Here is a 14,057-nt window from a genome sequence, read left to right on the forward strand (position 1 = left end):
ATTACTACGCACACTGTTGTGCGTTGTTGATGGAGAAAGTGAATGAAAACAAGGCGTAAGCATTTAACCATCGGGGAAGTTGAGCGTCTGGTTGATGCGGCAAGGCGAGGGGCAAATCCGGAGCGTGATGTCTGTTTATTGTGGATGTGTTTTAATCATGGGTGCCGAGTGAGTGAAATTCGTCACTGGAAGTTATCTGATATCGATATTCAAAGTGGGGTTATTTATATTCGGCGGCTGAAGAATGGTTTTTCAACAACCCATCCTATTTATAAACGAGAAGAGAAGATTCTCAGTGAATGGTTAAATGTGCGCAAGGATTATCCGGGGAATAACTCAGGTTGGCTTTTTTTATCACGTAATGGTCAGCCTTTATCGCGGCAGAGAATATATCAGATGATGAAGAACCTCAGTCTTGAAGCTCAACTTGAAATCAACGCCCATCCGCATATGCTGCGCCATGCGTGCGGCTTTGCGCTGGCGAATAACGGTGTGGATACGCGATTAATTCAGGACTTTCTCGGACATCGGAATATTCAACATACGGTTATTTATACTGCAAGTAATGATGCGAGGTTTAGGGAGGTTTGGTAAATGAAATAGTCATTTTGTATCAAACTGACTCCTATGCTATCTATGGTTATTAACAATGTCAATTTGTGTCTAACAATTTTTTTTATTATATTTTTCATGTTATTACATTAACCATATAATATGTCTATTTGTTAATTGAAATAAATTTGTAGTGCGTATGAATCGTATCTCGCTCCAGCTGTTAGTTTTTTATCATGTTTATTAGGGTTTATCCTTGTAAATATAAGATCAAAAATGCCTTCCCTGGCAATTTATATTCCAATTAATTGAAGTGGTCAAATTGATACAAAATGACCACTTCAAAATATTATATCCATTTCATGGGTCAATGTTTTGGTGCGTTATTAATATCAAACGTAAATAAAAGGATGCGCACGGTATTGCGCTTTTAAGTTAATGCATTGACTGCATTGAAAAGGATTAATCATGAAAAAAACATTACTTGCTGCTGTTGTTGCCGGCTGCGCGACGTTCTCTGGTGCTGCGCTGGCAGATGATGGTCAGGTGAAGTTTCTTGGCGAAATCATTGATGCCGGCTGCGACGTGGTCAACGACCTGTCTAACCCGCTGGAAGTCCAAATGGGACAGATCGCCAAGACAGCGTTTACCGGTCCCGGTTCTACTGCGGCTGAGCAAGGTTTCGATATCAAACTGGAAAACTGCCCGACTACTGTGACTAAAGCATCGGTGCTGTTCTCCGGCACTAACGTTGGCGGCGACAATGACAAACTGCAACTGACCGCAGAACCTAGTGTCGCTACAGGCGTAGCTCTGCAGTTGGTTGATGGTAGCAACAACAATACCCTGCCGTTGTTCACCCGTTCTACCAGCCTGACCATCCCGTCTACTGGCAATATCGATCTGCCATTCCGCGTTCGTTATATCCAGACTGACACTACTGTTGTTGCTGGTAAAGCTAACGGTACCGCTAACTTCACAATCAGCTACAACTGATTCTCCGTCTATTTGACCGTGCTAGCGAGCCGTAATTGGCTCGCTTTTCCAGGGAGCTGGTAGATGAAACGATACCTGAAAGTGCTGATGGCTGGATGGCTGTTGGTGGGCGCTGTGGCACATGCGGGCGTTGTCACTGGCGGTACTCGCCTGATTTATCCCGGTGGCAAAAAAGAGTCCTCTCTGAGCGTAACCAACAATGACGCTACACCCTATCTTATCCAAAGCTGGGTCGAGACCGATAAAGGGACCGCCCCTTTTCTGTTAACGCCGCCTTTATTTCGCCTGGATGGTGAGCAGCAAACCCGCCTGCGAGTGATTTATAGCGGTGGATTGCCGGAAAACAAAGAAAGTATGTTCTGGATGAATATCAAAGCGATTCCATCCTCACAGGCTAAGGCTGGCGCCAACACATTACAAATCGCCATTAAAACCCGTATCAAATTAATTTATCGGCCGAAATCCGTTGCGGGAACGCCGGAAACAGTGACGGAGCAGCTTCGCTGGACGCGCAGTGGCAATACGCTGCAGGTCACTAATCCCACTGCGTTTTATATGAATTTCGCTGAGGTAAAAATCGGTGGCGCAGAAGTTAAAGAAGCCAACTGGGTGGCGCCTGGCGCGACGGCAAGCTTTGACTTACCGCGCGGTAGCACGGGCTCTTTGCGGTGGAAACTGATTAATGATTACGGCGGTATTGGCGCACAGCATAACGCTAATTTGTAAAGGCTATCGGGCCAGGGAGTTCCAGAGAGAATGAAAAATAACCATAACAAATGGCGGCTTAACCGGATAGCCGGAGCTCTGGCCGTTGCCTTGATACCGTGGTGTGATGATGCGCTGGCGCGGGATGTGTTTAACCCTGCATTATTGGAAATGGATGGCCCGCAGATGGGCGTAAGGGATTTATCGGCTTACGAACAGGCCGGAGGGCAGCAGCCGGGAACCTATCGGGTCGATATTTACCTCAACAATATCTTTATGGAGACCCGGGATGTCATCTTTCAGCAAAGCCGAGTACCGGGTGAAGCGGCACTGCAGCCCTGTCTGAAAGTTGAAGAGCTTGCCGAATGGGGCGTGCGAGTCAAGCAATTTCCTGAATTAGGTCGTAAATCGGCGGACTGTGCGGATCTGGAGGTTATACCCCAGGCAAAGGCTGATTTCCGTTTTAGCCAGCAGCGCCTGCTATTAAGCTTCCCTCAGGCGGCGGTTTCCAGCGCGGCGCGGGGCTGGGTAGACCCGAAACAGTGGGATGATGGTGTTACGGCTCTTCTGCTGAACTACTCCGTAAGCGGGGCAAATAATTGGTCGCGCAAGAACGATACACCGAACAGCGATAATCAATACGTCAACCTGCGTCCCGGTATTAACATCGGGCCGTGGCGTTTACGCAACTACACGACCTGGAATCGCAGCAGCAGCGGCGGAGAGTCCAGTAACAGTTGGGATACGGTTTATACCTATGCTCAGCGCAATATTAATGCCCTGCAAGGGGTGATGACGCTGGGCGACAGCAGCACCGATGCTGACGTTTTTGAAGGTATTCCCTTCCGCGGGGCGATGCTGGCTTCCGATGACGATATGCTACCGGAAAGCCTGCGCGGCTATGCGCCGGTCGTCCGGGGGATTGCGCGTACGAATGCTCAGGTCATTATTCGTCAGAACGGTTATGAGATTTATCAGACCTATGTCTCTCCCGGAGCCTTTGAAATCACCGATATGTATCCAACTGGCGGATCGGGCGATTTATCGGTCACTATCAAAGAATCCGATGGCAGCGAGCAGAACCTGATAGTGCCATATGCTTCCCTGCCTGTTCTGCAGCGTGAGGGCCGCCTCAAATATAGCGTGACCTCCGGCGTATACCGAGCCTACGACAATAGCATTGATGAAACACCGCTCACACAAGCGACGGCTATTTACGGCTTGCCGTGGGGGGTAACCCTTTACGGCGGCGGCCAGTTTAGCAGCAAATATCAGTCGCTGGCGTTGGGGATGGGGAAAAACCTCGGTGAGCTTGGCGCCGTATCAACGGACGTCACTCAAGCCTGGTCGAACCGCCAGGATAAAGACAAAGAGAGTGGGCAGTCCGTACGCATCCGTTACAGCAAAGATCTCCCGGGACTGGGCACCAACGTCTCTCTGGCAGGATATCGCTATGCGACCAGTGGCTACTGGGATATGCAGGAAGTGCTGGATACCTACCGGGATGACAATTATACCTCTTCAATCGAACGGCGGCGCAACCGGGGAGAAGTTACTCTGAGCCAGAGCCTGGGCGAAGAAATGGGGTCGATGTCGTTAAGCTATATCCGCGAAGATTACTGGAATACCGGGCGCACGATGGAGTCCGTCGGCGTCGGCTACAACAACAGCTGGCGCGGCATCAGTTATAGCATGAACTACAGCTATAACCGCAATACCACTGACCATAGCACCGGTAAGCGTAATGACGAAGATCACTTGTTCGCGCTGAGCATTAGCATTCCTCTGGGCGAATGGCTACCGAAGCCGGTTTATGCCAACTACTCCCTGAATAGCAGTAAAAATGGCTCTACCAGCAATAATCTGGGCCTCTCCGGCACCTTACTGGAGCGTAATAACCTGAGCTGGAGCGTACAGGAAGGCTATACCAGCCAGGGAAGAGGGGAGAGCGGCAACATCAATGCCGACTGGCGTGCGACCTATGCTGAGCTCACTGGCGGCTACAGCCATGATAAATACAGCCATCGCCTGAACTACGCCCTACGCGGCGGGGTGCTGGCGCATGAAAATGGCCTGACGTTGGGGCAGCCTTTTGGTGAAACCCTGGCTTTAGTTAAAGCGCCAGGTGCCTCAGGCGTTGGTGTCAACAACCAGACCGGCGTCAGGACCGACTGGCGAGGCTATGCCGTGGTGCCTTATACCTCGCCGTATCGTAAGAATATATTGACCCTTGACACTAGCACGATGCCAGACGATGTCGATCTTGAGCTAACCACTCAGACGGTGGTGCCAACCCGTGGGGCGGTAGTTCGCGCAAGCTATACCACCAGCGTGGGGAACCGGGTGCTGATGACGGTGCGCCGGGCGAATGGCCAGCCTGTACCTTTCGGTGCCATGGTCAGCGTACCTGGAGCTGCGGCGTCAGAGCAGGCGTTTATCGTTGGCGAGGGCGGACAAGTCTACCTGACCGGTCTGGAGTCTAACGGTGTACTCAACGTGAAATGGGGCTCTGGCACGCAAGATCGCTGCCGGATCCAGTATGCGCTGCCGTCAGGTAAAACCCTCACCGGTATTATTGTAGCCCAGGGGCTATGCCGCTAATCGAAAGGATGCAGAAACAATGAAACGATTTTCATGGGGAATGTTAGCAGGCCTGACGGCGTTGGCGATATCACCGCAGGCGATGGCGGCCACCGAATGGTGTGAAACCATAACCAAAACCCCTTTTCAGGACCATTTTTCATTTATTGAAACCTTTACGAATCCCATGCAAAACCAGGCTGGGATGGAGTTTCTCCGTCTATACAATTGGAATACCGGGGGAACTTATCAGGCTAAATGTGATTGCCAAACGGTCAGTGGTGTACCCATTCTGTATAAAGCGACGGTTCCTGGACTGATTGCAACGCAAACCCGCAGCGGACTGAACTACTACCGGCTTAATCAGTATCTGGAAATTGCTAGTGAATTGTTTATTGCGGGCAAACTGAACAAATACGTTCCGACACCGGTCCAGGATGCAAGTAATTTGAATAACAACTCCTTTGTCTGCAATGTTGGCGGTTCATCTTTCGATACTGGCTCGCTTGGGTATATTTCACTCTACTTTACCAGGCCATTTGTTGGACAGGTGACAATTCCTCCGACGATAATACTTAATGTCTATGGAACAAGGAGATCGGGGAGCTACAGCTCCATTCCGATGACGCAGATAACAATGAGCGGTTCGGTTACGGTACCGCAATCCTGTGAGATAAATACCGGTCAGCCGATTAATGTTGATTTTGGCGATATTGCCGCCAATAATTTTAAGACGGCAAACCAAATGCCGACGGGATTTACCCCGCATACGGTAAATATGACCGTGGCCTGCACCAATATTTCCGCTGGGGTCAAAATCTCCCTTTCATTCCAGGGAACACAGGATAGCCATGACAATACTGCGCTGGTGACCACCAATAGCGATATTGCGGTACGGATTGAAAATATTACCGGTGTCAAAATTCCGGTCATCTCTGGGCTTCTGCCGGTCAATCTGAATTATTCGACCCAGACCGGGAATACGACCATGAAAATCTATCCGATTAATACTACAGGTAATTTACCTGATGGCGGTGGATTTACGGCTACGGCAACTATTCAGGCAGAAATTGAATAACAGGAGAGAATAATGAAAAAGGCACTGTGGTTGGTATTGTTGCTGCCTGTTTTTTCATCCTGGGGCGGAATTCCTCTGAATGTTAAAGGTAATATTTATTATCTTCCCTGTGACGTAAGCACCGATACAAAATATCAGGAGGTGAATTTTGGTACGCTCCTGAATATTGATTTTCAATCGGCTGGTGACGTTTCAGGGTGGAAAACCTTTAGCTTAAATATAGAAAACTGCCCGGCAGGAACCACCAAAGCGACGGTGAAGTTTGATGGTGTCACCGATGGCGATGACGCTACGCATTTCGCCAATATGGCTGCCAGTGATGCGGCGCAGAATATCGCGCTGCAGATAACCAGTACCGATCATTCAATAACATATAAAAATCAGGATCAAATGACCATTGCTATTAACAGCAGTACCGGCAAGGGTGAATTTCCGCTGGCTGCTCGCTTATATTCAACCCAAGGCGGGGTAACGGTCGGGAAATTCGAATCAGTGGTGCAACTGACTTTTACCTATCAGTAATTTTATGAGTTAAATGGATGAAAAGGAATGTCGTATGCAGGATGAAACGGAATATCTTAGCGAGAAAGACGTTGAGCGTCTGGTTCTTGCTGCACATTATTGTGCTCACCCGGAAAGAAATAGCTGCATGATTCAAATGTGCTTTCTGCACGGTTGTCGAATTAATGAAATCACGGCATTAACATTGAGTGATGTCGACTTGCCCGGTAAGCGGGTCTATATTCGCCGGGCTCGCCACGGTGTATCAGGTTATCACCCTTTGCAGCCGAAAGAGGTTATTTCGTTGCAGCGCTGGCTGCTGGCTCGGGAATGTTACCCGGCCCATAGCGATCTTCTTTTTCTCTCCTCAAGGGGAAATAAGATGACCCGACAGCGTTTCTATCAAATTATTCGCGAATGCTGTGAACTAGCGAAGCTAAAGCAGAATGTTCACCCACGAATGCTGCGTCATGCCTGTGGCTATGAACTGGGTAAGAAAGGCATTGATGACGACTCTATTCAGGATTACCTTGGCTATCGGAATTTAAAATCTATCCTGCGTTATAACGGTTATGTTGAAGAGTAATTTACGGGCGTAAACGCGGCGGCCGTTATTCACCGCGCGACGCCCGCTTTTAGTCCAGGGTATAGGCCAGAAAATCTTCCGCTAACAAAGTTGACGGAAAAACCTCCTGACATTCAGCAAGAAGGCGCTGACAGCCCTTAACATCATAGCGTGAGCTAAAATGAGTGGCGATAAGCGTACCGACGCCTGCATCGCGCGCCAGCGCGGCCGTCTGTTGACTGACTGAATGCCCGCGGCTATTGGCTTTTTCCGCCATCACCTGCTCCAGAGTGACCTCGTGGACCATGACATCCACGTCGCGTGCCAGTTCCAGCGCCTCCGGGCAGGGTGCCGTATCGCCGAAAATAGCCAGCTTTTTCCCCGGTGTCGCCGGACCAAGATAGCGGCTACCGTCAATTATCCGCCCATCTTCCAGCTCAACCGTTAATCCTTGCTTTAAACGGTGGAACAACGGACCGGAGGGGACGCCGTCAGCGATAAGCCGGGCGGCATCAAGAGCACCTGGTTTATCGTGCTGCTCGATTCGATAGCCATAACACTCAACCGGATGATTTAACGGATATGCACTAACCCGATAGCCCTGTTCATCAAACACCAAACCAGGCCCGACCTCGACGATGGTTAGCGGATAATCGGTCCAGGAACCACTAAGGCGCAGCGCGGTTTCTACGAACTCCTTAAGCCCTTTTGGCCCATACAGCGTCAGCGGCAGCGAATTACCCTGCATCGAGCGACTGCATAGCAGACCGGGAAGGCCGAACAGATGATCGCCATGTAAATGGGTGATAAAAATCTTATTCAGTTTGCCGGGGTGATAAGGGGTTTGCAGAAACTGATGCTGGGTTCCCTCCCCGCAGTCGAACAACCACATCTCAGCCGTTGTTGGCTGTTGCAAATTCAACACTATCGACGTCATATTACGCGTACGGGTGGGCACGCCAGCGGATGTCCCCAAAAATAGTAATTCCATCGTCCAGTGTCCTTAGGGCGTAAGTCAAAGATTGAGAGCCTATCCCATTAGGACTATTTCACTTGCCATTTTGGACCTGGGCAGTGCTCGAAATCCTCACGTACTACGTGTACGCTCCGGTTTCTCCGCGCTGTCCGTGCCCAAACTGGCTGCGCCAATAACGCCTACTGGGATAGGCTCTAAGTATACCAATTAAGGAACAGCAGATGATTACATGGCAGGATCTTCACCACGCCGAACTGACCGTCCCACAGCTCTATGCTGTACTCAAGTTACGCTGCGCGGTGTTCGTTGTCGAACAAACCTGCGCCTATCAGGACGTTGACGGCGACGATCTGGTGGGCGAAAACCGTCATCTTCTCGGCTGGCGCGGCGATGAACTGGTGGCCTACGCGCGTATTCTCAAGAGCGATGATGAGTTTGAGCCGGTGGTGATTGGGCGGGTCATAGTCAGCCCGGCGGTGCGCGGCGAGAAGCTAGGCTACCAACTGATGGAGCAGGCGCTGGCCAGCTGTCGTCAGCACTGGCCGCAAAAGGCTATCTATCTTGGCGCTCAGGCACATCTGCAAAAATTTTATGCCAGCTTCGGCTTTGTGCCGGTCACCGAGGTTTATGACGAGGACGGCATCGATCATATCGGCATGGCGCGCGAAATTGCCACCCACTAACCATCGTGTTGGTTAAAGCCGCTCCCTCATCGTGGGTACTGCTATTTCATCGCAGTACCCCGTATAATATGGGGTTTTTACTCCGTGGAGGTTTGCGTGCTGTCTGTTTCCACCGCGCTGGAAAGCCTGTCCGGCTGTCTGGCTGAAGATTTCCCGCCATCGCCCGGCACGCGAATTTTCGATATCCCCTTTGTGCTGAATGACGCTTTTGATCCTCTGTTGTGGTGCTGCCATCAGCCGCATTGGCCGCAATTCTACTGGCAGCAGCGCAACGGTGATGAAGAGCTGGCTGCGCTAGGGGCGGTAAAAACCTTTTCTTCTCTGAGCCAGGCGCACGCTTTTTTGCAGCGACAGGGGCGCGACGACCTGCGGATTTGCGGCCTTAACGCCTTTGATCCGCAGCGGGGCATGCTGATACTGCCGAGGCTGGAGTGGCGTCGCCTGGGCGGTAACGCCACGCTACGTCTGGTGCTGTGCAGCGATACTTCGCTCTGCGACGATGCCCGCGCGGCGCGGGAATTCCTTCGTTTGTTAACGACGGAGCAAGCGCAAACTACGGCGATACCTTATCTGCATAGCGAACAGCATTTTCCGGCGTATCCACAGTGGCGAGAGTTGATTATGCAGGCCACTCAGGCGATAGCGGCAGGGGAAATGGACAAAGTGGTATTGGCCCGCGCCACTGATTTACATTTTTCTGCCCCGTTAAATGCGGGCGCGATCGTCGCCGCCAGTCGCCGTATTAACCTCAACTGCTTCCATTTCCTGATGGCTTTTAATTCGCAGCAGGCCTTCTTCGGCGCAACCCCGGAGCGGCTGTGGCGTCGGCGCGGCGTGCTGTTGCGGACCGAGGCGCTGGCGGGGACTGCTGCCAGCCATGAGGACGATCGTCAGGCACAAAAGCTGGCAGACTGGCTGATGAGCGATGATAAAAACCAGCGCGAAAATATGCTGGTGGTGGAAGATATTTGTCAGCGAATGCAGGGGGAGACTCGTGCGCTGGAGGTACTGCCGCCGCAGATCGTCCGCCTGCGTAAAGTACAGCATCTGCGGCGCTGCATCTGGGCCGAGCTGGATAAACCTGATGACGCCCGCTGCCTGCACCGACTCCAGCCCACGGCGGCGGTTGCCGGTTTACCACGACAGACGGCGCTGGATTTTATCACCCGCCACGAACCTTTTACCCGCGACTGGTATGCCGGTTCCGCTGGCTATCTGTCGCTGGCGCAAAGTGAATTCTGCGTGTCCCTACGTTCGGCGCAAGTAGAGCAAAACAAGCTCAGATTGTACGCCGGGGCAGGAATCGTCAGCGGTTCGGACCCTGAACAAGAGTGGCTGGAAATTGACAATAAAGCGGCGGGATTGCGCTCGTTACTGCTTGCAGAAACCTAGATAAAACGATGCATATCAAAGCTCGATCACTTTGTATTATCTATACTTAGCCTCAATATTTGATACCGGACAAATTCATGTCAGTAAGCGCATTTAACCGACGCTGGGCGGCGGTGATCCTTGAAGCTTTAACGCGCCACGGCGTGCAGCATATCTGCATTGCGCCCGGCTCGCGCTCAACGCCCTTAACCCTGGCGGCGGCGGAAAACCGCGCTTTTATCCATCATACCCATTTTGACGAACGCGGTCTCGGCCATCTGGCGCTGGGCCTGGCGAAAGCCAGCGGCCAGCCGGTGGCGGTAATTGTTACGTCCGGTACCGCCACGGCCAACCTCTATCCAGCGCTGATAGAGGCCGGATTGACTGGCGAGAAACTCATTTTGCTTACCGCTGACCGGCCACCAGAGCTGATCGACTGCGGTGCCAATCAAGCCATTCGCCAGCCGGGTATGTTTGCCTCGCATCCATCGCAGACGATATCGCTGCCGCGACCGTCGCAGGATATTCCTGCCCGCTGGCTGGTCTCGACCCTCGATCAGGCGCTTGGCGCGCTGCATTCCGGCGGCGTGCATATCAACTGTCCGTTTGCCGAACCGTTGTACGGCGATATGGACGATACCGGCATCCAGTGGCAGCAGCAGCTAGGTGACTGGTGGCAGAGTGAAAAACCGTGGCTGCGCCAGTCTCTGCATCTTTCAAGTGATAAGCAGCGCGACTGGTTTTTCTGGCGACAAAAACGCGGCGTGATCGTTGCCGGGCGCATGAGCGCCGAAGAAGGCAAGAAAGTGGCCGAATGGGCGAAAACGCTCGGCTGGCCGCTGATTGGCGACGTGCTCTCGCAAACCGGACAGCCGTTACCGTGCGCTGACCTGTGGCTCGGAAACGCAAAAGCGGTCAGCGAACTGGCGCAGGCGCAAATCATTGTCCAGTTGGGCAGCAGCCTGACCGGCAAACGCGTTTTGCAGTGGCAGGCGACCTGTGAGCCTGAAGAGTACTGGCTGGTGGATAACCTGCCGGGGCGGCTTGACCCGGCGCAGCATCGGGGGCGTCGTCTCGTCTGTTCCATCGATCGTTGGCTGGATCTACACCCGGCGGAGAAGCGCCAGCCGTGGGCCGTCGTGATTCCTGAGTTGGCGCGCCGGGCATGGCAGGCGGCGGTTGCCAGCAGCAAGGAATTCGGTGAGGCGCAGCTGGCGCAGCGCATTCACCGCTATCTACCGGATCAGGGCCAGCTGTTTGTCGGCAACAGCCTGGCGGTGCGCTTAATTGACGCGCTGTCGCAGCTACCGGCAGGCTACCCGGTTTACAGTAATCGCGGTGCCAGCGGAATCGACGGCCTGTTGGCGACGGCTACCGGAGTGCAGCGCGCCAGCGCTCGCCCAACGCTGGCTATTGTTGGCGATCTGTCTGCGCTCTACGATCTCAACTCGCTGGCGCTGATGCGTCAAGCTTCAGCGCCGCTGGTACTGATTGTCGTCAACAATAACGGCGGGCAGATTTTTTCTCTGCTGCCGACGCCGCAGGACCAGCGCAGCCAGTTTTATCTGATGCCGCAGAATATCCACTTCGAGCATGCGGCGGCGATGTTCAATCTGACGTACCATCGCCCGGCGGGATGGGATGAACTGGAGAATGCGTTGGAGGTTGCCTGGCGAGGGCCTGGCGCAACGCTGATCGAAATGGTGGTCAATGAAACCGACGGCGCACAAACTTTACAGCAGTTACTGGCGCAGGTGAGCCAATTATGACGCTGCACGCGGTGGTTGAACGCGGGCAGTCCGGCTATCCCTGGCTGGTCTTTTTGCACGGCTTTTCCGGCGACAGCCACGAATGGCGGACGGTGGGGCAGGCGTTCAGCGCATATCCGTGTTTGTATATTGATCTACCGGGCCACGGCGGATCGGCGAATATCGAAGCAAGAGACTTTGCTGATGTCTGCCAGCTCCTTAAGAATACGCTGAATAGTTACAACATACTAAAGTACTGGCTAGTGGGGTACTCCCTTGGCGGACGGGTGGCGATGGCCTATGCCAGCCAGCCGCGTAAAGGTCTATGCGGGCTGGTCGTCGAAGGCGGGCATCCGGGCTTGCAGGATGACAGCCAGCGTCTGCTGCGCCTACGAAGCGATGCAGCATGGGCTGAACGCTTTCGCTGTGAGCCATTGGCGCAGGTTTTCGCCGACTGGTATCAGCAGCTGGTCTTTGCCTCCCTTGATGAGCCCCAGCGCGCGGCGCTGGTTGCGCTGCGCAGCCGTAACAACGGTACGACTTTAGCGGCGATGTTGCTGGCGACCTCACTTGGTCAACAGCCCGATCTCCGTGGGGCATTACGCACTCGTGATTTCCCATTTCATTACCTTTGCGGCGAAAGAGATGGCAAGTTTCGCGCCATCGCAGATGAGCTATCCGCAACCACGCACGTGATTAATCATGCTGGACACAACGCGCATCGGGAAAATCCTGCCGCGGTAGTTGCTTGTCTGGCGCAGTTTTTAGCGAGTTAACTGAAGGACACTTTATGATCTCTCTTGATGAAGCAATGCTTTACGCCCCGGTTGAATGGCAGGACTGTTCTGAAGGCTACACCGACATTCGTTATCAAAAGTCGGCGGATGGGATTGCTAAAATCACCATTAACCGCCCGCAGGTCCGCAACGCCTTTCGCCCGCTGACCGTTAAAGAGATGATTCAGGCGCTGGCGGATGCCCGCTATGACGACAATATCGGCGTTATCGTCCTGACCGGCGAAGGCGACAAGGCGTTCTGTGCCGGTGGCGATCAGAAAGTTCGCGGCGACTACGGCGGATACCAGGATGACTCCGGCGTTCACCACCTCAACGTGCTCGATTTCCAGCGTCAAATTCGCACCTGCCCGAAACCGGTGGTGGCGATGGTCGCGGGCTACTCCATCGGCGGCGGTCACGTACTGCATATGATGTGCGATCTGACCATCGCGGCGGAAAACGCCATCTTCGGCCAGACCGGCCCGAAAGTCGGTTCCTTCGACGGCGGCTGGGGCGCATCCTATATGGCGCGCATCGTTGGGCAGAAAAAAGCTCGCGAAATCTGGTTCCTGTGCCGTCAATACGACGCGAAAGCCGCGCTGGATATGGGCCTGGTCAACACCGTGGTTCCGCTGGCGGACCTGGAAAAAGAGACTGTGCGCTGGTGTCGCGAAATGCTGCAAAACAGCCCGATGGCGCTGCGCTGCCTGAAGGCGGCGCTGAACGCTGACTGCGATGGTCAGGCGGGGCTGCAGGAGCTGGCAGGTAACGCCACTATGCTGTTTTACATGACCGAAGAGGGTCAGGAAGGGCGTAACGCGTTCAACCAGAAGCGTCAGCCGGACTTCAGCAAATTTAAACGGAATCCATAATGCGACAGGCGCAAGTTTACCGCTGGCAGCTACCGATGGACGCGGGGGTGGTGCTGCGTGAACGGCGGTTAAAAAACCGCGATGGCTTGCTCCTGTGTTTGCGCGACGGCGAGCGCGAAGGTTGGGGAGAAATATCTCCCCTGCCGGGATTCAGCCTTGAAACGCTGGACGAAGCGCAGGCGGCGCTGCTTGCCTGGGCGCAAGCCTGGCGCGATGGTGAAGACGCCGCGCTGCCGACGCTGCCTTCAGCGGCTTTCGGCGTGAGCTGCGCGCTGGCGGAACTGGATGACGAGCTGCCGCAGGCGGCGGACTATCGTGTGGCACCGCTCTGTTCCGGCGACCCGGACGAGCTGTTTGCGAAGCTTTCGCTGATGCCTGGCGAGAAAGTCGCGAAGGTCAAAGTTGGCCTGTATGAGGCGGTGCGCGATGGCATGGTAGTGAACCTGCTGCTGGAAGCGATCCCTGATTTGACATTGCGTCTTGACGCCAACCGTGCCTGGACGCCGCTGAAAGCCCAGCAGTTCGCCAAATACGTCGATCCGCAATATCGTGTGCGTATCGCCTTCCTTGAAGAACCCTGCAAAACTCGCGACGACTCACGTGCTTTTGCACAGGAAACGGGTATCGCAATTGCCTGGGATGAGAGCCTGCGCG

Annotated in this window: 14 protein-coding genes; 13 read left to right on the forward strand and 1 reads right to left on the reverse strand. The window is 53.6% G+C overall.

Annotated features, from left to right (window positions below; all coding sequences use genetic code 11):
• The first annotated feature begins 42 nt into the window (after nt 1-42).
• The 7 genes from QVF11_RS07205 (at nt 43) to QVF11_RS07235 (ending at nt 6,998) form a co-directional block, all read left to right on the forward strand.
• On the forward strand, nt 43-594 hold the full coding sequence (locus tag QVF11_RS07205; protein WP_112212995.1) for a tyrosine-type DNA invertase: 552 nt from the start codon (nt 43-45) through the stop codon (nt 592-594).
• A 426-nt stretch (nt 595-1,020) separates the two neighbouring features.
• Nucleotides 1,021-1,548: a fimbrial protein gene (locus tag QVF11_RS07210; protein WP_112212996.1), complete on the forward strand. Its 528-nt coding sequence runs from the start codon at nt 1,021-1,023 to the stop codon at nt 1,546-1,548.
• Nucleotides 1,549-1,611: 63 nt separating this feature from the next.
• Nucleotides 1,612-2,274 (forward strand): fimbrial biogenesis chaperone, encoded by a 663-nt coding sequence (locus tag QVF11_RS07215; RefSeq protein WP_287855940.1) that lies wholly within the window; start codon nt 1,612-1,614, stop codon nt 2,272-2,274.
• 30 nt (nt 2,275-2,304) lie between these two features.
• Nucleotides 2,305-4,854, forward strand: coding sequence for a fimbria/pilus outer membrane usher protein (locus QVF11_RS07220; RefSeq protein WP_287855942.1), 2,550 nt, complete (start codon nt 2,305-2,307; stop codon nt 4,852-4,854).
• 19 nt (nt 4,855-4,873) lie between these two features.
• Nucleotides 4,874-5,911 carry a fimbrial protein gene (locus tag QVF11_RS07225; RefSeq protein WP_287855944.1) on the forward strand — a complete coding sequence of 346 codons (1,038 nt, stop codon included), beginning with the start codon at nt 4,874-4,876 and terminating at the stop codon, nt 5,909-5,911.
• 12 nt (nt 5,912-5,923) lie between these two features.
• Nucleotides 5,924-6,433 (forward strand): fimbrial protein, encoded by a 510-nt coding sequence (locus QVF11_RS07230; protein WP_112213000.1) that lies wholly within the window; start codon nt 5,924-5,926, stop codon nt 6,431-6,433.
• 34 nt (nt 6,434-6,467) lie between these two features.
• Entirely contained in the window at nt 6,468-6,998 is a 531-nt protein-coding gene (locus QVF11_RS07235; protein WP_112213001.1) for a tyrosine-type recombinase/integrase, read from the forward strand.
• Between the two features lie 49 nt (nt 6,999-7,047).
• Here the strand turns inward: QVF11_RS07235 and rnz are convergent, their stop codons facing one another.
• Entirely contained in the window at nt 7,048-7,968 is a 921-nt protein-coding gene (gene rnz, locus QVF11_RS07240; protein WP_287855947.1) for a ribonuclease Z, read from the reverse strand.
• Nucleotides 7,969-8,174: 206 nt separating this feature from the next.
• On the opposite strand from rnz, the gene QVF11_RS07245 reads away from it, so the two are divergent.
• From QVF11_RS07245 to menC, 6 genes are all read left to right on the forward strand, one after another.
• Nucleotides 8,175-8,636, forward strand: a complete 462-nt coding sequence (locus QVF11_RS07245; RefSeq protein WP_112213003.1) for a GNAT family N-acetyltransferase — start codon at nt 8,175-8,177, stop codon at nt 8,634-8,636.
• 96 nt (nt 8,637-8,732) lie between these two features.
• Nucleotides 8,733-10,028, forward strand: coding sequence for an isochorismate synthase MenF (gene menF / locus QVF11_RS07250; protein WP_287855948.1), 1,296 nt, complete (start codon nt 8,733-8,735; stop codon nt 10,026-10,028).
• A 77-nt stretch (nt 10,029-10,105) separates the two neighbouring features.
• Entirely contained in the window at nt 10,106-11,776 is a 1,671-nt protein-coding gene (gene menD, locus QVF11_RS07255; protein ID WP_287855950.1) for a 2-succinyl-5-enolpyruvyl-6-hydroxy-3-cyclohexene-1-carboxylic-acid synthase, read from the forward strand.
• The gene (gene menH, locus QVF11_RS07260) at nt 11,773-12,531 is read left to right on the forward strand and encodes a 2-succinyl-6-hydroxy-2,4-cyclohexadiene-1-carboxylate synthase (protein ID WP_287855952.1); all 759 of its coding nucleotides are present in this window, start codon (nt 11,773-11,775) and stop codon (nt 12,529-12,531) included. Before menD ends, menH begins: the two co-directional genes overlap by 4 nt.
• 14 nt (nt 12,532-12,545) lie before the next feature.
• Complete coding sequence (gene menB / locus QVF11_RS07265; RefSeq protein ID WP_112213007.1) at nt 12,546-13,403, forward strand: 1,4-dihydroxy-2-naphthoyl-CoA synthase; 858 nt, start codon at nt 12,546-12,548, stop codon at nt 13,401-13,403.
• Nucleotides 13,403-14,057: o-succinylbenzoate synthase (menC, locus tag QVF11_RS07270; RefSeq protein WP_287855954.1), on the forward strand; the 655-nt coding region annotated here is incomplete at its 3' end. The genes menB and menC, both read left to right, overlap by 1 nt.

The sequence above is a fragment of the Klebsiella sp. genome (genome assembly GCF_027492335.1).
GTDB classification, from domain to species: Bacteria; Pseudomonadota; Gammaproteobacteria; order Enterobacterales; family Enterobacteriaceae; genus Klebsiella; species Klebsiella huaxiensis.